The 20,551-nt window shown below is 68.2% G+C and carries 19 protein-coding genes; 10 read left to right on the forward strand and 9 right to left on the reverse strand.

The features are described 5' to 3' along the window. The first annotated feature begins 36 nt into the window (after nt 1-36). On the forward strand, nt 37-1,482 hold the full coding sequence (gene tldD / locus ACM2ZB_RS21240; protein ID WP_416056878.1) for a metalloprotease TldD: 1,446 nt from the start codon (nt 37-39) through the stop codon (nt 1,480-1,482). A 41-nt stretch (nt 1,483-1,523) separates the two neighbouring features. On the opposite strand, the gene yjgA is transcribed toward tldD, so the two are convergent. Continuing rightward, the gene (gene yjgA / locus ACM2ZB_RS21245; protein WP_416056879.1) at nt 1,524-2,111 is read right to left on the reverse strand and encodes a ribosome biogenesis factor YjgA; all 588 of its coding nucleotides are present in this window, start codon (nt 2,109-2,111) and stop codon (nt 1,524-1,526) included. A 68-nt stretch (nt 2,112-2,179) separates the two neighbouring features. Between yjgA and pmbA the strand changes: the two genes are divergently transcribed. Then, complete coding sequence (pmbA, locus tag ACM2ZB_RS21250; RefSeq protein ID WP_416056880.1) at nt 2,180-3,547, forward strand: metalloprotease PmbA; 1,368 nt, start codon at nt 2,180-2,182, stop codon at nt 3,545-3,547. Nucleotides 3,548-3,634: 87 nt separating this feature from the next. Then, the gene (locus ACM2ZB_RS21255; protein WP_313442561.1) at nt 3,635-3,997 is read left to right on the forward strand and encodes a DUF4870 domain-containing protein; all 363 of its coding nucleotides are present in this window, start codon (nt 3,635-3,637) and stop codon (nt 3,995-3,997) included. A gap of 97 nt (nt 3,998-4,094) precedes the next feature. Here the strand turns inward: ACM2ZB_RS21255 and ACM2ZB_RS21260 are convergent, their stop codons facing one another. From ACM2ZB_RS21260 to ACM2ZB_RS21280, 5 genes are all read right to left on the reverse strand, one after another. Next, entirely contained in the window at nt 4,095-4,973 is an 879-nt protein-coding gene (locus ACM2ZB_RS21260) for a polyprenyl synthetase family protein (protein WP_416056881.1), read from the reverse strand. After that, nucleotides 4,963-5,223, reverse strand: coding sequence for an exodeoxyribonuclease VII small subunit (locus ACM2ZB_RS21265; RefSeq protein WP_313442557.1), 261 nt, complete (start codon nt 5,221-5,223; stop codon nt 4,963-4,965). The genes ACM2ZB_RS21260 and ACM2ZB_RS21265 overlap by 11 nt, the downstream gene beginning before the upstream one ends. A 36-nt stretch (nt 5,224-5,259) precedes the next feature. Further along, nucleotides 5,260-6,546 (reverse strand): tRNA lysidine(34) synthetase TilS, encoded by a 1,287-nt coding sequence (gene tilS, locus ACM2ZB_RS21270; RefSeq protein WP_416056882.1) that lies wholly within the window; start codon nt 6,544-6,546, stop codon nt 5,260-5,262. Nucleotides 6,547-7,102: 556 nt separating this feature from the next. Next, complete coding sequence (locus tag ACM2ZB_RS21275; RefSeq protein ID WP_416056883.1) at nt 7,103-7,648, reverse strand: WG repeat-containing protein; 546 nt, start codon at nt 7,646-7,648, stop codon at nt 7,103-7,105. Beyond that, entirely contained in the window at nt 7,645-9,351 is a 1,707-nt protein-coding gene (locus ACM2ZB_RS21280) for an alkaline phosphatase (protein ID WP_416056884.1), read from the reverse strand. The genes ACM2ZB_RS21275 and ACM2ZB_RS21280 overlap by 4 nt, the downstream gene beginning before the upstream one ends. Nucleotides 9,352-9,505: 154 nt before the next feature. Between ACM2ZB_RS21280 and ACM2ZB_RS21285 the strand changes: the two genes are divergently transcribed. The 7 genes from ACM2ZB_RS21285 (at nt 9,506) to ACM2ZB_RS21315 (ending at nt 16,617) form a co-directional block, all read left to right on the forward strand. Continuing rightward, nucleotides 9,506-10,840, forward strand: coding sequence for a dicarboxylate/amino acid:cation symporter (locus tag ACM2ZB_RS21285; RefSeq protein WP_079222671.1), 1,335 nt, complete (start codon nt 9,506-9,508; stop codon nt 10,838-10,840). A 231-nt stretch (nt 10,841-11,071) separates the two neighbouring features. Further along, nucleotides 11,072-11,611: a hypothetical protein gene (locus tag ACM2ZB_RS21290; RefSeq protein WP_313442549.1), complete on the forward strand. Its 540-nt coding sequence runs from the start codon at nt 11,072-11,074 to the stop codon at nt 11,609-11,611. After that, complete coding sequence (locus ACM2ZB_RS21295; RefSeq protein ID WP_313442547.1) at nt 11,608-12,234, forward strand: hypothetical protein; 627 nt, start codon at nt 11,608-11,610, stop codon at nt 12,232-12,234. Before ACM2ZB_RS21290 ends, ACM2ZB_RS21295 begins: the two co-directional genes overlap by 4 nt. Nucleotides 12,235-12,279: 45 nt before the next feature. Beyond that, nucleotides 12,280-13,668 carry an adhesin gene (locus tag ACM2ZB_RS21300; protein WP_416056885.1) on the forward strand — a complete coding sequence of 463 codons (1,389 nt, stop codon included), beginning with the start codon at nt 12,280-12,282 and terminating at the stop codon, nt 13,666-13,668. 140 nt (nt 13,669-13,808) lie between these two features. Continuing rightward, nucleotides 13,809-14,513, forward strand: coding sequence for a C39 family peptidase (locus ACM2ZB_RS21305; protein WP_416056886.1), 705 nt, complete (start codon nt 13,809-13,811; stop codon nt 14,511-14,513). Nucleotides 14,514-14,526: 13 nt separating this feature from the next. Beyond that, nucleotides 14,527-15,276, forward strand: coding sequence for a hypothetical protein (locus ACM2ZB_RS21310; protein ID WP_416056887.1), 750 nt, complete (start codon nt 14,527-14,529; stop codon nt 15,274-15,276). A 45-nt stretch (nt 15,277-15,321) separates the two neighbouring features. Then, nucleotides 15,322-16,617: a transporter gene (locus tag ACM2ZB_RS21315; protein WP_313442540.1), complete on the forward strand. Its 1,296-nt coding sequence runs from the start codon at nt 15,322-15,324 to the stop codon at nt 16,615-16,617. 892 nt (nt 16,618-17,509) lie between these two features. Here ACM2ZB_RS21315 and ACM2ZB_RS21320 read toward each other — a convergent pair. The 3 genes from ACM2ZB_RS21320 to ACM2ZB_RS21330 form a co-directional block, all read right to left on the reverse strand. Next, a complete protein-coding gene (locus tag ACM2ZB_RS21320) occupies nt 17,510-18,862 on the reverse strand; it encodes a sigma-54 interaction domain-containing protein (protein WP_416056888.1) in 1,353 nt (450 codons plus the stop codon). 230 nt (nt 18,863-19,092) lie between these two features. Beyond that, the gene (locus tag ACM2ZB_RS21325) at nt 19,093-19,866 is read right to left on the reverse strand and encodes a C40 family peptidase (RefSeq protein ID WP_416056889.1); all 774 of its coding nucleotides are present in this window, start codon (nt 19,864-19,866) and stop codon (nt 19,093-19,095) included. 131 nt (nt 19,867-19,997) lie between these two features. Then, nucleotides 19,998-20,537: a C40 family peptidase gene (locus tag ACM2ZB_RS21330; RefSeq protein WP_313441191.1), complete on the reverse strand. Its 540-nt coding sequence runs from the start codon at nt 20,535-20,537 to the stop codon at nt 19,998-20,000. Nucleotides 20,538-20,551 lie beyond the last annotated feature (14 nt).

Genomic DNA, 20,551 nt, shown 5'->3' on the forward strand with positions numbered 1-20,551 from the left:
CTTGCCTGGCCGCCTCCAGACCCCCAGATCAAGACCATGACTGATAACGCACTGACGCTTGCCCAGGACCGCCTGCTGCGCCCCGGTGGCCTGGACACCGCCGGCCTGGAGCGCACCTTCGGCCAGCTGCTTGGCCCCGGCGTGGACTTCGGCGACCTGTACTTCCAGCATGCCCGGCGCGAAAGCTGGAGCGTGGAGGACGGCATCGTCAAGGACGGCGCCCATTCCATCGAACAAGGCGTGGGCGTGCGCGCGATCGCCGGCGAGAAGACCGGCTTCGCCTATTCCGATGACATCCATGCCGACGCGCTGCTGACCGCCGCGCAGTCGGCCCGCGCCATCTCGCGCGAGGGCGGCGCCCAGGCCGGGCGCTCGCTGCTGCGTGGCAACGCGCGCGCGCTGTACCCGACCCTGGACCCGATCGACAGCCTGGGCAACGAGGCCAAGGTCGAAGTACTCAAGCGCCTGGACGGCTACCTGCGTGCGGCCGACCCGCGCGTGAAGCAGGTGATGGTCAGCCTGTCCGGCGGCGTGGACACCGTGCTGGTGGCCCGCACCGACGGCGTGCTGGGTGCCGATGTGCGCCCGCTGGTGCGCTTGAACGTGCAGGTGATCGTCGAGCAGAACGGCCGCCGTGAATCGGGCTATGCCGGCGGCGGTGGCCGCTATGGCTATGCCGAACTGTTCGCCGATGGCCGCCCTGAAGCCTTCGCCCGCGAGGCGCTGCGCCAGGCACTGGTGAACCTGGACGCCGTACCGGCGCCGGCCGGCGTGATGCCGGTGGTGCTCGGCCCGGGCTGGCCCGGCGTGCTGCTGCATGAAGCGGTGGGCCACGGCCTGGAAGGCGACTTCAACCGCAAGGGCACCAGCGTGTATGCCGGCCGCATCGGCGAGCGCGTGGCCGCCCCCGGCGTGACCATCGTCGATGACGGCACCCTGGACGGCCGCCGTGGCTCGCTCAACATCGATGACGAGGGCCACCCGAGCCAGTGCACCACGCTGATCGAGGACGGCATCCTGGTCGGCTACATGCAGGATTCGCTCAACGCGCGGCTGATGGGCGTGGCGCCGACCGGCAATGGCCGCCGCGAATCGTTCGCGCACATGACCATGCCGCGCATGACCAACACCTACATGCGTGCCGGCCAGCACGACCCGCAGGAAATGATCCGTTCGGTGAAGAAGGGCCTGTACGCGGTCAACTTCGGCGGCGGCCAGGTCGACATCACCAGTGGCAAGTATGTGTTCTCGGCCACCGAGGCCTACCTGATCGAGGATGGCCGGATCACCGCGCCGGTGAAGGGCGCGACCCTGATCGGCAATGGCCCGGAAACCATGCAGAAGGTACGCATGGTCGGCAACGACCTGGCCCTGGACGAGGGCGTGGGCATCTGCGGCAAGGATGGCCAGAGCGTTCCGGTGGGCGTGGGCCAGCCGTCGCTGCTGATCGAGGGCATCACCGTCGGCGGTACCCAGGCCTGAGCCGGGCGATGGCCAGCGCCACCGCCCGGGCCGGCGGGGACTCAGTCCTCGTCGGCTTCGTCGGTCTGGACGTCGTCGGCCTCATCGGCCGCGGCCTTCAGGCCCAGCGCGGCCGGCAGCATCAGCGTGCGCAGCACCTGGAAGATCTCGCGGTAGGCGCGCGGCGGCTTGTTCTTCGCCTTCTCGGCCTGCGCGTTGCGCACCAGGGTGCGCAGCTGCTGGCGGTCGGCCTGCGGGTAGTCATCCAGCAGGGCAGCCAGCGCCTTGTCACCGTCGGTCAGCAGGCGCTCGCGCCAGTCTTCGGCGCGGTGCATCATCGCCACCTCGCGGCGGCCGGTTTCACTGTTGGCGTCCAGCGCATCGCGGATCGCGTCCAGCGTGGCGTCTTCCTCGCGGCGCATGTGCTTGGCCAGGAACGCCAGCTGCCGCTTGTGGGCGATGTGGGCGGTGATCCGCTTGCACTCGGCGATATGCGGCAGCAGGTCTTCCGGGACAGGCAGGCGCGCCAGCTGGGCCGGGGTCAGCGACACCAGCTTTTCGCCCAGGGCCAGCACGTCGAGCGCGTCGCGCCGGTTCTGGCTGCGGCTCTTGTCGTGGAATTCACCGGTTTCTTCGTCGCGTCCGCGCATCGTCCCTACCTGATTTCAAAAAAAGTCGCCCGGCGTGATGCCGGGCCCAACCCGCACAGGATAAAGCATTGAACGTGATCGCCCCTGAAGTGGCTTCCGGCGACGACAGCCCGGCCCGCCTGGAACGCCTGGCCGACCTTTCCCAGCAGCTGCTGGAGCGCGCCCGCGCGCTGGGTGCCAGCCAGGCCGAAGTCAGCTGCAGCGAGGACCGTGGCCTGGAGGTCAATGTCCGCCTCGGCGAAGTGGAGACCGTACAGTCCACCCGCGACCGCGGCATTGCGGTGACCGTGTACTTCGGCCAGCGCAAGGGCAGTGCCAGTACCGCCGACCTGAACGAGGCGAGCTTGGCGGCCACCGTCGAGCAGGCCTGCGCGATCGCCCGCCATACCGAGGATGACCCGGCCGCCGGCCTGGCCGAGGCCGCGCTGATGGCCCGTGACTTCCCGGACCTGGACAGCTGGCACCCCTGGGCGCTGCAGGCCGACGAGGCGGTGGACCTGGCCCTGGCCTGCGAGGCTGCGGGCCGGCAAGCCGATGCACAGATTCGCAATTCCGACGGCGCCTCCGTGTCGAGCATGCAGAGCGTGTCGGTGTATGCCAACTCGCATGGTTTCATCGGCCGTGAGCGCGGTACCCATCATTCGATCGGCTGCGCTCTGATCGCCGGCAGCGGCGACGGCATGCAGCGCGACGGCTGGTACACCAGCGCCCTGGCCAGGCAGGACCTGGAAGCAGCCGACAGCGTCGGCCGCCGCGCGGCCGAGCGCACCGTGGCCCGCCTGCAGCCGCGTTCGCTGCCCACTTCCAGCATGCCGGTGCTGTTCGCCCCGGAAGTGGCACGCAGCCTGGTCGGTCACCTGCTGTCGGCGGTGTCCGGCGGCGCCCTGTACCGCCAGGCCAGTTTCCTGCTGGACAGCGTTGGCCAGCGCCTATTCCCGGATTGGATGCAGATCGAGGAGCTGCCGCACCTGCGCCGTGGCCTGCGTTCGGCGGCCTTCGATGGCGACGGCGTGGCGACCCGCGCCTCGGCGCTGGTCCGTGACGGCGTGCTGCAGCGCTACGTGCTGGGCAGCTATTCGGCACGCAGGCTGGGCCTGCAGACCACCGCCAATGCCGGTGGCGTGCACAACCTGCAGCTGGCCGCCAACGCGGGCTCCCTGCAGGAGATCGCGGGGCAGATGGGCGATGGCCTGCTGGTGACCGAGCTGATGGGGCAGGGCGTGAACGGGGTGACCGGCGACTATTCGCGCGGGGCCGGCGGCTTCCGGGTGGAGAACGGGGAAATCCAGTACCCGGTGGACGGCATCACCATCGCCGGCAACCTGCGGGAGATGTTCAGCGCCATCGAAGCGGTGGGCAACGACGTCGACCCCCGCTCGCATATCCGCACCGGTTCGATCCTGGTGGGGCGGATGACCATCGCCGGTAATGATTGATGCCATTGATGGCGTAAGCTATGCGCGCCTGACGCGGCCGGCCCGGAGCCGGTCGGTCCAGACCACCCAAAAAAAAGGAGTTTTGTCGTGAGCGATTTCGAAAACGTGCCGGCAGCGGCCAACGTGCCGTCCGACCAGCGCACCATGGCGCTGGCTGCGCACCTGCTGGGCATCTTCACCGGTTTCATCGGTGCACTGATCATCTGGCTGATCAACAAGGACGACGCAGGCAAGGCCTTCGTCACCGACCAGGCCAAGGAAGCCCTGAACTTCCAGATCACCATCAGCATCGCCATGCTGATCTGCATCATCCTGACCATCGTGGTGATCGGTGCGATCCTGGCCCCGGTTGTCGGCCTGGTCAGCCTGGTCTTCAGCATCATCGCTGCAGTGAAGGCCAACAACGGCGAAGCCTACCGCTACCCGTTCGCCCTGCGCCTGATCAAGTAAGCGGCAACGATCAACGACGCAGAAAGAAACGCCCGGCATTGCCGGGCGTTTCCATTTGCGGCGTACGGAAGCGCCGGGCATTGCCCGGCAGGCGCGATCAGTGATCGCGCTCCACCGCCAGCGTCGCCAGCGCGCGCAGCGCGTCGGCCTCTTCGCCATACCCGGCCAGCGCCGCCTGCATGCGCGCCGCCAGTTCCCCGAGGTGGGCCTTGGCGCCGTCCATGCCCAGCAGGGCGGGGAAGGTGCTCTTGTCCTGGGCCTGGTCCTTGCCGGCGGTCTTGCCCAGCTGTTCGGAGCTGGCTTCCACATCGAGGATGTCATCGCGCACCTGGAAGGCCAGGCCGAGTGCATCGGCGAAGGCGTCCAGCTGGGCCAGCTGCGGTTCGTGGGCCTGGCCGCACAGCGCGCCCATGCGCACCGCCGCGCGGATCAGCGCGCCGGTCTTCATGGCATGCATGCGGCTCAGCGCTGCCAGCGACTGCTGCTGGCCGGTGGCATCGATGTCCAGGGCCTGGCCGCCACACATGCCGGCGGCACCGGAGGCGTGGGCCAGGGTCTGCAGGCAGGCCACGCGCAGGCCGGCCGGCAGCGGTGCATCGGCCAGCAGGCCGAAGGCACGGGTCTGCAGGGCATCGCCGGCGAGGATCGCGGTGGCTTCGTCGAAGGCGATATGGGTGGTGGGCTTGCCACGACGCAGGGCGTCGTCGTCCATCGCCGGCAGGTCGTCATGCACCAGCGAGTAGGCATGGATCATTTCCACGGCCATCGCCGCGGCATCGAGCTGGTCCAGCGGCGCGCCGAACACCTGGCCGCTGGCATAGACCAGCAGCGGGCGCATGCGCTTGCCGCCCCCCAGCACCGAATAGCGCATCGCCTGGTGCAGGCGCTGCGGTGCGTCCGCCGGCGAGGGCAGGGCGGCGTCGAGCTGGCTTTCGATACGGTCGCGCCAGCGCGCGAACTGCGACTCAGCCGTCATGGCTGGGCGGATCGAAGGGTTCGGCGGTGTCGGGCTGGGCGGGATCGCTGAGCAGTCGCACGCGCAGTTCGGCCTGCTCCAGCGCCTGCTGGCACTGGCGGTACAGACCGACGCCACGTTCGTAAGCACTGAGCGAGGCTTCCAGGCTCAGCTCGCCGGTTTCCATCTGCTCCACCAGCTGTTCCAGCGATTCGAGCGAATGTTCGAACTGGGCAACGGGGGAGGCGTTTTCGGGGGACTTCTTGGCCATGCGACAAGTGTGGACGGCAGGCGCGCGGGGGTCAATTCACCAGCCGCCCGGGCGCCACTGCAACTGCGCATGGTGGGCCTGCAGCCAGGCCTGCAGCGGCGCGGACAGCACCACGTCGGCGGCGGCCATCAGCTGCCCGTCCTGGAACAGCAGCGGTAACTGCGCACGCCGCCACGGCGCCAGATGTTCGCGCTGCAGGCAGTCCTTCAACGCATGTGAATGGTTGCGGCCCGGCAGCAGGATGCGTTCCCCCCCCTGCCGCGCACGCACCTGCAGCGGCGGGGTGAAACCTGCCCCGCCCAGCAGCCGCAGCTGGCCACCGTCGGGCAGCGCCAGCGGTGCACGTCCATCCCAGTCCACCTGCCAATTGCCTGGCAGCGCGGGCAGTACGGCGGGCAGCAGGTAGGCATGGTCGCGCCACTGCTGGATGGCGTGGTCGTGCCAGCGCACCCGCGCCTGGCGGTCGCTGGCCGCGCCCAGCAGTTCCTGCTGCAGCTGCTGCAGCACAGTGGCCGGCAGCGGTGCGGCGCCGTGCGCGCGCACCCAGGCACGCAGCACACGCGCAGCGCGCGCCGGCGACACCTGGCGCAGCAGTTCCAGCGACAGCACGCGCGGGGCGACTTCCAGATGCGCGATCAGTTCAGCATCCTCCTCGTCCAGCAGCGCCCGGGTCTGCGCGCAGTGCCCGGCACTGCCGGCCAGCGCCGCCGCCGCGTGCGGCCAGCGCTGGCGCAGCAGCGGCAGGACGTGCAGGCGCAGGAAATTGCGGTCGGCATCGTCGCTGTGGTTGCTGGGGTCTTCGATCCAGCGCAGCGCTTGCGCACGCGCGTAGTCGTGCAGCGCACCGCGTGCGGTGTGCAGCAGCGGCCGCCACAGGCGATGGCCGTGCAGCGCGCTGTCATCGCTCATTGCCGCCAGGCCATCAATGCCCGACGCACGCAGCGCGCGCAGCAGGAAGGTTTCGGCCTGGTCGTCCTGATGCTGGGCCAGGGCCAGGGTTTCGCCCTCGCGCAGTTCAGCGCTGAACGCCGCCCGCCGCGCCTGTCGCGCCGCGGCTTCCAGGCCCAGGCCCGCGCCGGTATCGACCTGCACGCGATGCACGGCCAGTTCGATGCCCAGCGCATCGCACTGCTGCTGGCAGTGCTGCACCCAGGCATCGGCGCTGGCCTGCAGGCCGTGGTGCACATGCACCGCGCGCAGCGGCGTGCCGGTGGCCTGCGTGCAGCGCCACAGCCAGTGCAGCAGCACGGTTGAATCCAAGCCGCCGCTGTAGGCGACCAGCAGCGGGGTTTGCAGCGCGACCAGAGAGGGGAAGGTACTCACGGCGGGAAGTATAGGGTTGCCCGGCAGGGCTGCGCCCTGCACCCGCGGTAGTGCCGGCCGCTGGCCGGCAACGTCAACGTCAACGTCAAAAGCTGGCATTCCGTGGGATGGCGGGGTGGGTCCGGTTGAGGGGGACGCTGCAAGTACGTCCCTGTAAGCTCGGTCGCCGCATCCATGCGGCTCACGCCCCCTCAACCGGACCCACTCCGCCTTCGACAGATTGCCGCGATCTGTCGGAAGGGCGTTCTGCCTTGGTGGGTGTCGACCTTGGTCGACACAGTAGAGCCACGCCATGCGTGGATGAATTCATTCGAAATCTGACAGATTTCATCCACGCATGGCGTGGATCTACTGGCCACCGGGAATCTGTCGGGGGTGGGGCGGTGTGGGTGGGCAGGACCGCAGGCGCCATGGATGGCGCCTACGAGCCCCCAGGGATGGGTTTACGGCGTGTCCTGCCCACCCACACCGCCCCGCCCAACACACAGAAAACCAGAGCCGCTTTTGATTGTGCTCCGGCTTCTGCAGGTGCAGGGCGCAGCCCTGCCGAAAAAACCTACTTCACCCGACGACCCGAGCGGTCGATCCGGAACCACTCTCCGCCTTCCATCGGCGTATGCCCATCGTCATCGGGCGTGCCACGCCGGCAGCCATTGCAGACTTCCGCCACACCCTCCTGGAACGGCCACGCGAAATCGAACGTCGCCGCAATCACCCGCCGGAACTTCAGGTCGAAATAACCCACCCGATCACCCACCCGGCCACGCAGCAGGCCTTCCTGCGGCGTCTCCGGACCGTTGTCCCACGTCAGCACCGGCAGGCTGCGGCCCCTGCGGTCCACGTAATGGAAACCCTGGTCGGCATACACCACGGCCAGCCCGTGGTCGTCGTAGTTCAGGTCCCTCAGCGTGTCGGCGCTGATCTGCGGCCGGTGGTCGACCACCTCGCAGCCGGGCAGGGGCCACAGCCCGTGTTCGTCGGTCAGCAGCTTGCAGGCCGGTGCCTGCGCCAGCGCAGGACCACCGGCCAGCAGGCCGCACAACACCAGCGACCGCGCAAGGCGGCCGCTGGCCGAACGCAGGCCTGCGGACCGTGCGGTCACTTGGCCTGGACCTGGCGTTCGAACGCAGTCGGCGCCGGCAGCTGCACCGGCACGCCCTTGTCGTCGCAGGTGCCGGCCTGGCACAGGCGCTCGCGCAGGGCCGGGGTGGCCTGCACGATCATGTGGTAGATCGCGTTCTGTTCCAGCGTGCCGCGGATCGCCTTGCTGCCCGGGCCGCGTGCCCAGATGCCCACGTCCTCGCCACCGTGCGATTCGGACTTCATCGGCACCAGCGCTTCCTGCATGTAATCGGGGTGCTCGGTGTCCACGTCGTGCAGGTTCGGGCGGCCGTTGGCCGGCTCGAAGCTGCTCGGGTTGTGCGGGTAGCGCTTGGGGCCGGCCGGCTGCTGGTTGCTGGTGCCGGTGTGGCCCGGGCCGTTGGCGTAGCTCAGGGTGGTGTAGGGCTGGCCGTTGCCGTCCAGTGCGTAATCCAGCTTGCCGGCGCCGTCTTCGCCGCCCTTGTCCTTCACCTTGCCCAGGATCGGGTTGCCGCGTGCCGGGTAGCCGACGAAGTTCAGCGTATGCGAATGGTCGGCGGTGACGATGATCAGGGTGTCGTCGGCCGAGGTCAGTTCATTGGCCACGCGCACCGCGTCGGACAGGGCGACGGTTTCGGTCAGGGCACGGTAGGCGTTGCCGCTGTGGTTGGCGTGGTCGATGCGCGCGCCTTCGATCATCAGCACGTAGCCTTCCTGGTGCTGGGACAGGTTCTTGATCGCGGCAGCGGTCAGCTCGGCCAGGCTCGGCTCGCCGGCCGGGTCCTGCGGGCGCTCGTATTCGTAACGCATGTGGTCCGGCTCGAACAGGCCAAGAATGGCCGGTGCGCTGGCGGCCGCGGCCAGCTGCTTGCTGTTCCACACATAGGCACCCTGCGGGTGCGCCTGCTGCCATTCCTGCACCAGGCTGCGCCCGTCCAGGCGCTGGCCGACCTTGTCGTCGTACTCGGGGTCGCGCTCTTCCACGGTGGTGAATTCACCGCGGCCGCCGCCAAGGGCGACCAGCGGGCCACGGCCGTAGCGCGAGGTCGACAGCAGCTGCTGGGCGATGTCCTTGCAGCCGGCGGCCTTGGCCGCGTCGGTCAGGTCGGTGTCGTTTTCCCAATTGCGCTCGGGCGAATGCGCGTAGGTGGCGGCCGGGGTGGCGTGGGTCAGGCGCGCGGTGGACACGATGCCGGTGGCCAGGCCGGCGCTGTCGGCCAGCTGCAGCCAGGTCAGCAGGCCCTTGGACAGGCTGTCGGCGCAGTCGGTACGGGTACCTGCGCTGACGCCGATCGCACCCATGTGGGTCTTCACGCCGGTGGTGATGGCGGTCATGGTGCCGGCCGAATCCGGGGTCTGCGAATCGGTGTTGTAGGTCTTGCTGAACGCCGTGGCCGGGAAGCGTTCCCAGGACAGCAGGTTCTCTTCGCCCGAATCGCCCTTCTGCTGGCCTTCGTAGATGCGCGAGGCGGCCACGGTGGTCAGGCTCATGCCGTCGCCGAGGAACAGGATGACGTTTTTCGCCTTGCCGGCCATCGCGCCGTTGGCGGCCGCCTGGGCGGCGCCGCTGCGGTACCACCACTGCGGGGTCTCGCCGGCCGGGTGGGCGACGGGATCAACGGCAACCTTCAGGCCGGCCGGGGCGGAAGTGGGAGCAGTGCTGGCGCAGGCGCCCAGCAGCAGGGTGGTGGCGCAGGCGGCCAACAGGGAGACGGAACGACGCATGGACGCTGGGATCTCACAAAGTGTAACGGGGCGTTCATTATGCCCAACCCTGCAATGCACGCCGATGACACACAGTTTGCCGGTGGGGCGGTCGTACCGCCGGTCCGCTTGGGCTATCGTGCCAGCATCCCTTCCTTCCCCCTCTGGATTGCCTATGAAACTGGTCTCTGCCTGGCTGCGGATTCCATTCTGGCAGCGCGTGGTCGGTGGCTTCGTGCTCGGCGCGCTGGCCGGCTGGGCGCTTGGCCCGGCCGCTGAAACCTGGTTCGGCCCGCTCGGTGAGCTGTACGTCACCCTCATCAAGATGATCGCCGTACCGCTGGTGTTCTTCGCGGTCATCAACGCGATCTCCTCGCTGCACGGCCAGAAGTCGGTGGCCGCCCTCAGCGGCCGTACCTTCCTGTGGTTCGTGATCACCGCTGCGCTGGCGGTATGCGTGGGCCTGGGCGTGGGTACCGTGCTGCAGCCCGGCGCCGGTGGCCTGCAGCTGTCGATGGCCAACAACTACGTGCCGCGCGAAGTGCCCAGCGTGGTGCAGGTGCTGCTGGACGTGGTGCCCTCCAACGTGTTCTACGCGTTGTCGGGCATCGGCACCAAGGTCAATGCGGCCGGCGAGACCGTGCTGGCGGCGGGCCGTGGCTCCATCCTGCCGGTCATCTTCTTCGCCGGCCTGGTGGGCTTTGCCATCGTCAAGCTGGGCGAAAAGGTGACCGAGGCGCGCAAGCTGGTCGGCCAGATGAGCGACATCATGATTCAGGTGACCCGCTTCGTGCTGGAAGTCACCCCGATCGGTACGTTCGGCCTGATCGCCGGCCTGGTTGGCAGCTACGGCTTCGAAAAGCTGCTGCCGCTGGGCCACTTCGTGCTGGCCCTGTACGTGGCCTGCGCGCTGCACATCGTGGTGGTCTACAGTGCGCTGCTGCTGTCGCATGGCCTGAACCCGCTGAAGTTCTTCCGCGGCGCCGCACCGGGCATGCAGGTGGCGTTCGTCAGCTCGTCCAGCTTCGCCGCGATGCCGGTCGCGCTGCGCTCGATCACCCACAACCTGGGCGTGAACAAGGACTACGGTTCGTTTGCGGTGCCGCTGGGCGCCAGCATCAAGATGGACGGCTGTGGTGCGATCTATCCGGCGCTGTGCGCGGTGTTCATCGCCCAGTACAGCGGCGTGCCGCTCACCCCGGAACAGTACGTGGTGGTGCTGATCGCCTCGGTGCTGGGCAGCTTCGGTACCGCGGGCGTGCCGGGCACCGCGGTGATCATGGCCACGGTGGTGCTGAGCGCGGCCAACCTGCCGCTGGAAACCATCGGTTACCTGTACGCGATCGACCGCATCCTGGACATGATGCGCACGATGACGAACGTGACCGGGCAGATGCTGGTGCCGGTGCTGGTGGCCAAGGAGACCGGCCTGCTCGACCAGGCGGTGTATGACAACCCGTCCACCAACGTGGGCCTGGACGATCCCGATCCGACCCCGCCGCGTAGCTGAAGCGGCACTGCAACGGGCTGTATCAGCACCTGTAACACTGCTGATACAGCGCCCGCGCGGCGTTGTGCCACGTTGTTTTCTGCACGTTAAGGCAAACGGAATCCGCACGCGGCTGTAACACCCCGGCAGCAGCCGGGCACACTGAATCGCCCGCAAACGCTTGTTGCGCCGTCTTCCGGAAGTTGGCACGGAAGCTGCTCTGTCCCTGCGCATACGCAACGGGAGAGCGGCATGGACAGCAGCACCACCCATCTCGGTTCGTCGGTCCGGCAGCTGGCGCTGCTGCTGGCCCTGGGTTGCCCCATGCTCGCCGCCGCGTCCGGCGCGCGGCAGGGGGTGAAGCCGCAGCCGGGCGAAATCGTCCTGCTGCGTGATGTGGCCGCGCGCCCGGCCTATCGCATGGCGCCGCCCGGCATGGCGTTGATCGCCGATCCGAAACCGCAGCGCGAGATCGCCACTGCCCTCGGCAGCGGTGGCGGCTCCAGTGGCATGGACGAACTGAGCGATGACGACTATGCCGGGCTTGGCGCGGGGCAGACCGCACATGTGGCCGGGCCCGGTGGCACCACCGTTGAACGGGTCACCCAGCAGGCGCTGGGTGGCACCCTGGGCCGCTCCAGCGATGGGGCGATCGGCGGCAACGGCCTGGGTGGCGCGATGAGTGGCCCGCTGGGCGCGGTCGGCAACACCACCCGTGGCATCGGCGATACGGTACGCGGCGCGCTGGCGCAGTTCCCGCTGGGCGCGCCGGCGCAGGCAGGTGGCAAGTGAAGCGCGCACTGCGTGGCCCGTTGTTGCTGGTGGTGCTGGCTGCGGCGCCGGCACTGGCCTGGGCCGACGACTACAGCGGCATGCTTGCCTACCTGGATGTGGCCCGCATCGGCGACCGCGCGCTGTCCGGCGCCAGCGGTGCCATCGCCATCAACCAGGCGGCTGGCGACCTGAACATCCAGGCCAACCTGCAGGGCATGGCCACCGGCGACCAGGCCAACGTGGCCATCGCTGCACGCCAGCAGCGCCGCGGCGATGTGGTGCTGTCCGGGCCACTGCAGGCCAGCGCGCATATCGAAGGCCAGGCGCTGTCCGGCGCCAGTGGCATCGCATCGATCAACCAGACCAGCGGCATCGCCAACACGACGCTCAACGTCGTCAGCGCGACGCTGGCCCGGCAAGGCATACGCGAGTCGGACGACGCGGCATTGGCGTCGTCGGACATCGCGTCAGCAGGGGGGCAGGGCGACGCCGGCGACGGTGTTGCGGCGGGTATTCGCAGTGTCGGCGTTTCCGCCACGGCACTGCGGGGCTTCGACGGTGTCCTGCAACTCAATCAGATCGCGGGAGCCCGCAACGACACGGCCAATGTGCTGGGCCTGGTCGTACAGGGCAACCCGTGAGTACCACCCACCACCCGATGTATCACTGATGAGAGAGAGGGCACCATGAAAGCGACCGTGAAAAAGACCTTGCTCGCCATGGCAATCGCCACTGCCTCGACCGCTGCCGCGGCCAATGGCTGGGACAACCAGAATGCCAACGCGAACATCAACCACAACCATGTCGTGACCGAGACCCGCAACGACACCCACAACAACACCGTGAACGACGCGCGCAACTGGACCCGCACGCACACCACGGTACGCAACAACACCGACAGCTCCAACGTGACCCGCACCCGCACGGTCAACGTCAACGAGCAGGTACAGAAGAACAGCAACATCCAGGCCGACGAGCGCAAGGAAAAGAACAACCACGGCGTCGACGTGAACCTGGAAAAGGACCTGCGCCTGAGCAGTGACGTGAACTTCTCCGGCGATCCGACCATCACCGGCAACATCGACCTGGATTCGGCGGCCATCGCGGTCATCGACAACCGCCAGTCGATCAGTCACAACACCGCCGCCAACAGCCTGGTCACCAACAGCGCCTCGATCGCCGACGACGTCGGTTCCGGTGCCTCCGGCAACCTCGGCTTCAACGTCGTGGCCGGCGACAACAACGCGCAGGACAACGCGGCATCGCTGTCCGCCGCCGACGCCTCCTTCAGCTTCGGCATGGCCGACGCCGAGGTGTTCGTCAACCAGTCCGGCATGGGCAACACCACCATGAACTCGGGCGTGACCAACGCCGCCGGCCTGGGTGGCAATGCCTTCAGCGGCGCATCGGGCAACATCGGCGTGAACATCGCCTCGGGCAACAACAACGAGCAGAAGAACGCGCTCGCTGCATCGGTGGCCACCAGCGCGATGGCCCAGTCCAGCATCAGCTCCAACCAGGTGTCCAGCGGCAACACCGTCGCCAACGCCGGCTACGTGAAGTCCTACACCGACACGGTGCAGGTCGGAATGAGCGGCGAAGTCAGCGGCCTGACCCTGGCGGCCGGTGCTGGCACCTACCGTGGCAGTGGCAACGCCTACCAGATGGCCAACTACTATCTCGATACCTGGGATGGTGACCTGCCGCACCCGGATGGCAACAGCACCGGCCACATCGATCTGGACAACCAGATCCAGAACGCAACGATGAACCCGAACCGCCCGGGAGTGGGTGGCCTTGGCTTCGATACACGTGAAAGCGGCACCAGCCAGTTCGTCGAGCTGGGCATTGCCGACCTGTACGCCAGCCTGAGCGGCACGGTCACCACCACCCGCTGGGTGAACGTGGATGCGACCAACACCTCGGCGCTGTCGGGCAGTGCGTTCTCCGGCGCCTCGGGCAACATCGGCGTGAACGTGGCCTCCGGCACCGGCAACCTGCAGGCCAACAGCCTGGCCTTGGCCGTGGCACAGCCGAGCACCGGTGGCGGTGGCGGCACCGGCGGCGGCGAGTAACTCCTGGCGTGACCGCTTTCGCAGCGATGCTGCGTTGAGTGCAACAAGCCCGGCCATCCGCCAATGGCCGGGTTCCCCCGGGAGCCCCTGCTCCTCCTCCCCCTTGGGGCAGGGGCTCCTTCCTTCCGCTGGAGGGCACCATGGCCGCACACCGCTGCTGGATCCGCCTGCTGTCCTGCCTGCTGTTGCTGGGCAGTGCCCACGCATGGGCGGGCGACGTCGCCTTCACTGGCGTGCTGCCCAACGGCGCGCTGATGCAGCAGAAGGTGGAAAGCATGCAGGAGCGGCGCTACCGCAACCTGGTGCGGCAACACACCGATTACAGCTGCGGCGCGGCCGCACTGGCCACGATCCTGCGTTACGCCTACCACCTGGACACCAACGAAGCGACGGTGATCGAGGGAATGATGGGCGTATCCGACCCGCAACTGGTGAAGGAACGCGGCTTCTCGCTGCTGGACATCAAGCGCTATGTCGAATCACTGGGCATGCGCGGGCGCGGCTACCGCATCGATGAAACCCGGCTTCGCACGTTGCGCGTGCCCGGGCTGGTGCTGATGGACGTGCGTGGCTTCCGTCATTTCGTGGTGCTCAAGCAGGTCCGTGGCGGCATCGTCGAAGTGGCCGACCCCATCCTCGGCAACCGCAGCCTGTCGCTGGCCGAGTTCACCGAAGCGTGGCCGTCCCGTGCTGTTTTCGTCGTGATCGGCACCGACTTCGATCGCAACACCGTACTTCTGCAACCCAGCGAACGGCCCAGTGCGCGCGCCCTGTATGCGCGGCAGGGCCCGATCACCGATGCCGAACTGGTCGACTTCGGCTTCAGCCATGCCGACCTGTTCTGAAGGAGGTTCGATCATGCTGTACCGACGCTTGTTGATCGCCACGCTGCTGCTGTTGCCGGTGCTGCCCGCCTGGGCGGCCGAGGGCGCGCCGGGGCGTGGACTGAAGGAAATACCCGATCCCGAACTGAACCAGATGCGTGGCCGCTACACCGTGGGCGGCAACAACGTGGCGTGGTTCGGGGTGACCATGATCTCGCAGTGGCAGGGCGCCAACGGCAGCGCCGTGCAGGGCGCACTCACCCTGGGCATGGACTTCCGCCAGGGGGGCTCGCCACGGCTCACCTTCCAGCCGCACGTGCAGGTCACCACGGCCGATGCACCGTTGCCCACCACCAGCGGGCGCAGCATCGACAGCAGCGGCCTGGCCAATGCCACCGGCCTGGTGCAGGCGGTGCAGGTGGCCGGTGATGGCAACACCGCACGCAACGTGACCACGCTGACCGTGCGTGATGGCGCGGTGCCCACCGCCACCGACGATGGCAACCGCATCGCCCAGATGCAGCAGGGCGGCGCCAGCGCCAGCGTGGTGCTCGATGGCAACCAGGCACGCCTGCTGCTGCAGGTCGATGGGCAGGGCATGGTCCAGCAATGGATCCGCAATGGCAGCGTCGGCCAGGGCATCGCCCTGTCCGGTGATGGCCAGATCGCCAGCAACCGGCTGCAGCTGGAACTGGTACGCAGCACCGTGGCGAGCAACGCCCCCCTGAGCCAGAACGTGGCCCAGGCGATCGCGCTGAACCGCGGCATGGGCCCGGGCCAGTAACACGGCCCGGTCAAGGGGGATGGAACGACAACGCAGGCCAATGACATGCACACCTATTTGCGGCTGACCCCGCTGGCGCTGGCGGCGCTGGCGGCCAACGCCTTCGCCCAGGAACCGGCAGCGCAGGCCAAGGACGGTGCCGACGTCCAGGCACTGATCACCCAGCTCGAACAGCTGAAGGCCAACTACGCACAGGAAGTACGCCGCCTGCGCGAGCTCGACATGCAGGTGCAGGCCATGCAGGCGCGGCTGAGCGGACGCGCCGGCGGCAGTACCGCGCCGGCGGCACCGCTGGCACCGGCTGCTGCGGCGGCCGTGCCACCCAGTAGTGAGGGGTATGCCAGCACGGCCGCCGAAGCCCAGCAGGCCAAGCAGGAAGCGCGGCGCAGCGTGGACGATGTGAAGCAGCAGCAGGCCGCGCTGTTCTCGCGCAGGTTCACCCTGGAAAACAGCCTCACCTACGCCCGCTACGACCGCAAGCAGCTCACCCTCAACGGCTTCCTGGCGCTGGACGCGATCTTCCTTGGCAACATCGCCATCGAGAACGTCGAATCCGATTCACTTACCTACAACCTGGCCGCGCGCTGGGGTGTCAGCCCGAACCTGACGCTGAACATGGACGTGCCTTACCTGGCACGGCGCACGGTCTACCAGAAGGGCGGCGCCGGCGGTGCTGCGGCGGCCATCGCCCAGGAAGAGACCAACGGCAACGGTCTGGGCGATGTCAGCCTGAGCGCCAATTACCGCCTCTTCGGCGAACGCGGCTGGCGCCCGGAAACGGTGCTGACCGGCGGCGTCACCGCACCCACCGGCCGCGCGCCCTATGGCCTGGACTGGAAGGTGATCGAGCGCGATGACGACGACTACATCCGCTTCGCCGTGCCGCGCGAACAGCCCACCGGCAACGGCGTGTGGCAGGCCAACCTGGGCGTGTCGATGGTCAAGACCGCCGACCCGGCGATCCTGTTCGCCAATGCCGGTTACATCCATTCCTTCCCGCGTGGCTTCGACGATATCGACAGCAATCCGGACACGGTCAACCCGGGTGACGTGAAGCTGGGAGGGTCGGTGTACTTCGGCGCGGGCGTGGCGTTCGCATTCAACGAGCGCACCAGCCTGAGCATTTCCTTCAGCGACAAGATCAGCGCCCGCGCATCCACCCGCTTCCAGGGCGGGCAATGGGTGAAGGTGATCGGCAGTGATGCCAACGCGGCGTCGTTGAACCTGGGTGTGACGTATGCGTTGAACCAGCACGCGACGATGGTGACGCTGCTGGGGATCGGGCTGACCCCGGACGCGCCGGACTTCACGCTGTCGTTCAAGGTGCCATACATGTTGTAGCCGATTGCGATGATCATGCATCGGTGGCGCCGGGTCATGCCCGGCGTTCTTTTTTGCGGTGGTGCTCCGGCAGGGGAGTGCCGGGCGCTGCCCGGCGGCCGTTTTCCGCGACCGCGGAGGGGTGTCACTTTCTTTGCGCGCAAAGAAAGTAACCAAAGAAACGCTCCGCCATCCGCGAGCCGGCGCTGCGCGCCGGTACCCTGCGCTCCTGGGTACGTCGAGGGACGGCGCGGAACTCGCTGCGCTCAGACACCCGCGCCTCTTTGCCCTCGCCGGACCTCCGGTGCTCGGCTCGCTACAAGGCGGAAAGATCAAATGCCACAGCCGCCAGTGCCTGCATCGCAGTGATGACAAACAAAGCGCCTGCCGTTGACTTTGACCTGGGTCCGCCTTGAAGCGAGCCGAGCACCGCAGGGGAACCAGGGACGAAGAGGCGCGGGTGTCTGAGCGCAGCGAGCTCCGCGCCGTCCCCTGGTTCACCGAGGAGCGCAGGGCACCGGCGTGCGCAGCACGGCGGCTCGCAGACGGCGGAGTGTTTCTTCAGAACGCGTGCAAAGCAGCGGCAAATCGCGATGACAAACGAAGCACGCGCCTTTGCCGTTGATTTGGGTCCGCCTTGAAGCGAGCCGAGCACCGCAGGGGAGCCGGGGGCGGAGAGGCGCGGGTGTCTGAGCGCAGCGAGTTCCGCGCCGTCCCCCGGTTCGCCGAGCAGCGCAGGGCACCGGCGTGCGCAGCACGGCGGCTCGCAGACGGCGGCGTGTTTCTTTGGTTACTTTCTTTGCACGAGCAAAGAAAGCGACACCCCTCCGCGGTCGCGGAAAACGGCTGCCGGGCAGCGCCCGGCACTACCCGACGTGGGCGCACGTGACCGGCTGCCGGGCAGCGCCCGGCACTACCGCTCCGGTGGCAGCTCCAGATGATGCTTGCGGCACAACCGATACACCGTCACCCGCGACACCTGCATGTGCCGCGCGCACGCCGACACGTTGTAGCCGTTCTGCTTCAACGCCTGCAGCAGCACATCCCGCTCGACCTGGCCGCGTGCATCCTGCAGCAGGGCGCGGGGGGAGGGAAGCGCTGCTTCGGCCAGATCCAGGTCGGTGGCGCTGATCAGCTCGGCTTCGCCAACGATCGCCGCGCGCTGCACCCGGTTCAGCAGCTCGCGCACGTTGCCCGGCCAGTCGAAGCGACGCATGGCCTGGCGGGCGGCGGGATCGAAACCACGGGCGCGGCCGGGATGACGCTGGCGGAAGCTGCGCAGGAAGTGGTCGGCCAGCAGCAGCACATCACTGCCGCGCTCCCGCAACGGGGGCATCGGCAGGCGCAGCACGTTGAGGCGGTAATACAGGTCACGGCGGAAGCGCCCCTGGGCGACGGCCTGTTCCAGGTCGACATGGGTGGCGGCCAGGACGCGCACATCCACCCGCAACGGTTGGTTGCTGCCCACCCGTTCCAGGGTGCCTTCCTGCAGCACGCGCAGCAGGCTGGTCTGGGCGTCGGCGGGCAGGTCGCCCACTTCGTCCAGGAACACCGTACCGCCATGGGCGGCTTCGAACAGGCCCACACGGCGCTGCGCTGCGCCGGTGAAGGCGCCGCGCTCGTGGCCGAACAGTTCGGACTGCACCAGGTTGGCTGGAATGGCGCCGCAGTTGACCGCAAGGAAGGGCCGTCCGGCGCGCCCGGACAGCGCATGCAGCGCCTGCGCGGCCAGTTCCTTGCCGGTGCCGGTTTCGCCGGTGACCAGTACCGGCAGCTCGACCGGGGCGAACTTGTGCAGGGCGGCGCGTACGGTCAGCAGTGCGGGGCTGTCACCGATCAGGGAGGGCAGGCCACCACCATCGCGCACGGCGGCCGGCAACGCCGGTTCGTCGTCGCACTGGCGGTGCATGGCCGTCAGCAGGTCCTGCAGCTCCAACGGCAGGGTGAACTGGTCATGGCAGGCATGCAGCAGTGATGCCCAGCTGGGTGGTGGAGCGCCCAGGCCGACCGGCAGCACCGCCAGCCACGGCAGGTGGTGGTGCTGCTCGATCCACGGCAGCAGCAGGTGCAGGGCGTCCGCGTCCAGATGGCGAAGATCCACCACCGCCACCAGATGGTCGCGGCCGCGCAGGCCGATGGCCATGGCCGGGCAGGGGCTGACGGCGCGCAGCTGCCAGCCAGCGGCGGCCAGCGCATTGCGCTCGGCTGCCAGGGGCTGGCCGAACCAGATCACGCAGCGTGATGGAACCTGCAGGCTCGCCGCCATGCCTTCCCCCAAGCATCCGGGCAACGCGGGCGGAATCAGGTCGGGCATCGCCCGCGTGCCGCCCCACGCCGGGATGCCATGGCCGCACGCAGCGGCCGGTCGCGGCCGGATCGCACCGTGACATCAAACACCAACGCAGTGGGCGACCGGCAGCGGCCACGCCCAACGACGCACAACAAAAAAGCCGCTGCAGGGCAGCGGCTTTCCAGTGCGGTCGCGGGGGGCTGGAATCAGAGCTCGACCCGGCGCGCCTGCATGAACTTGTTGCCCCAGTAACCGGTCAGCAGGGTATCCACGCGGACATCCTTGCCGGTGCTCGGCGCATGCAGGAAGCGGCCTTCACCCACGTAGATGCCAACGTGGTCGACGCGGCCCTTGCGGCCGAAGAAGACCAGATCGCCCGCGGCCAGCGCCGCGCGGTCGTTGATCAGTTCGGCGTTGTCATCGTGGGCCATTTCGCGCGAGACGCGTGGCAGCTCGATGCCCAGGGCCGAACGGAACACGTAGCCGACCAGGCCGCTGCAGTCGAAACCGCTGTCCGGGTTGCTGCCACCCCACCGGTAGGGGGTGCCCAGCAGGGTCATCGCGCGGCGCAGCAGGGACTGCACCTTGCCGTTGTCGGCGGCATTGCCGACGGCGCTGCCGTTGGCGACGCTGCTGGTGTCGTAGTTGGCAAGCAGGCGGCTGAGATCGCCGGCGACCATGGCCGAGCGGTCCATCAGCGGAATGGTGTCGTTGGCGGCCAGATGCGGCAGCAGGGCGGCCAGGGTGGCGCTGGCGGCGGCATCGGCGCGGCTGCGCTGCGGAGCGGCAGCTTCGGCCTTGGCGGCCGGCTTGACGGCGGTCTCGGCCACCGGGGCCGGGGGTGCGTCGGATCGGGCGGGAGCACTCTGCGACCAGGCCGGCAGGCTGGTGAGGCACAGCGCCAGGCCGAGCAGCAGCGGGCGGACACTACGTGAAGAAGCGGCGGTCTGGCCTTGGCCTTGCAGGTCGTCAGTCGTCACGCGTCGGTCACAGGAAAAAAACGATGGGGCATCATGCCCTGTAAAAGCGTCAATAAGTTAAAAATTCCGTTAATAATCCGTTATTTCAGCAGTGACGCCAATCACAGTTTTGAACATATCGCCTGTTCATCTTAGCGAAGAACACGTTTCGCTCCTGTGTAGTGGTCTTTCCAGTACGGCCCGCTGAGCGAATCCAGGCGCACGGTGCCACCGGTGCTCGGCGCATGAACAAAACGCCCTTCGCCGACATAGATGCCGACATGGGTGACGCTGCCGCGGCTGCCGAAGAACACCAGATCGCCGGTGGCCAGACGCTGCGGATCGATCTTCGGGCCCTGCACCGCTGCCAGGTCGCGCGAGGTGCGCGGCAGCTTCAGGTCCAGCATTTCGCGGTAGACGTAGGCGACCAGGCCGCTGCAGTCGAAGCCGGAATCGGGCGTGTTGCCGCCGTAGCGGTACGGGGTGCCGACCAGGCTGATGGCGCGCATCAGCACCGAATTGGCGGCTTCGGGGTTGTCCGGCACCGTGCTGGGCCAGCTCGCCGTCGGCGGCGGGGGCGCAGGCCGGGTGGCCTTGCCGCCCCCACAGGCGGTCAGCAGCAGGGGCAGGGCCAGCAGCAGGGCGGGCGCGAGGAACCGGCGCAGGCCGGACGAAACTGGCGTGATGTGCATGATCTCCGGATAAT

The organism is Stenotrophomonas maltophilia (genome assembly GCF_047782825.1).
Taxonomy (GTDB): domain Bacteria; phylum Pseudomonadota; class Gammaproteobacteria; order Xanthomonadales; family Xanthomonadaceae; genus Stenotrophomonas.

Excerpts from the sequence above, each read along its gene's own strand:
- tldD (WP_416056878.1), top strand. The coding sequence starts at position 37 with ATGACTGATAACGCACTGACGCTTGCCCAGGACCGCCTGCTGCGCCCC.
- yjgA (WP_416056879.1), bottom strand. The coding sequence starts at position 2,111 with ATGCGCGGACGCGACGAAGAAACCGGTGAATTCCACGACAAGAGCCGC.
- ACM2ZB_RS21260 (WP_416056881.1), bottom strand. The coding sequence starts at position 4,973 with ATGACGGCTGAGTCGCAGTTCGCGCGCTGGCGCGACCGTATCGAAAGC.
- ACM2ZB_RS21265 (WP_313442557.1), bottom strand. The coding sequence starts at position 5,223 with ATGGCCAAGAAGTCCCCCGAAAACGCCTCCCCCGTTGCCCAGTTCGAA.
- ACM2ZB_RS21280 (WP_416056884.1), bottom strand. The coding sequence starts at position 9,351 with ATGCGTCGTTCCGTCTCCCTGTTGGCCGCCTGCGCCACCACCCTGCTG.
- ACM2ZB_RS21285 (WP_079222671.1), top strand. The coding sequence starts at position 9,506 with ATGAAACTGGTCTCTGCCTGGCTGCGGATTCCATTCTGGCAGCGCGTG.
- ACM2ZB_RS21290 (WP_313442549.1), top strand. The coding sequence starts at position 11,072 with ATGGACAGCAGCACCACCCATCTCGGTTCGTCGGTCCGGCAGCTGGCG.
- ACM2ZB_RS21300 (WP_416056885.1), top strand. The coding sequence starts at position 12,280 with ATGAAAGCGACCGTGAAAAAGACCTTGCTCGCCATGGCAATCGCCACT.
- ACM2ZB_RS21305 (WP_416056886.1), top strand. The coding sequence starts at position 13,809 with ATGGCCGCACACCGCTGCTGGATCCGCCTGCTGTCCTGCCTGCTGTTG.
- ACM2ZB_RS21310 (WP_416056887.1), top strand. The coding sequence starts at position 14,527 with ATGCTGTACCGACGCTTGTTGATCGCCACGCTGCTGCTGTTGCCGGTG.
- ACM2ZB_RS21315 (WP_313442540.1), top strand. The coding sequence starts at position 15,322 with ATGCACACCTATTTGCGGCTGACCCCGCTGGCGCTGGCGGCGCTGGCG.
- ACM2ZB_RS21320 (WP_416056888.1), bottom strand. The coding sequence starts at position 18,862 with ATGGCGGCGAGCCTGCAGGTTCCATCACGCTGCGTGATCTGGTTCGGC.
- ACM2ZB_RS21330 (WP_313441191.1), bottom strand. The coding sequence starts at position 20,537 with ATGCACATCACGCCAGTTTCGTCCGGCCTGCGCCGGTTCCTCGCGCCC.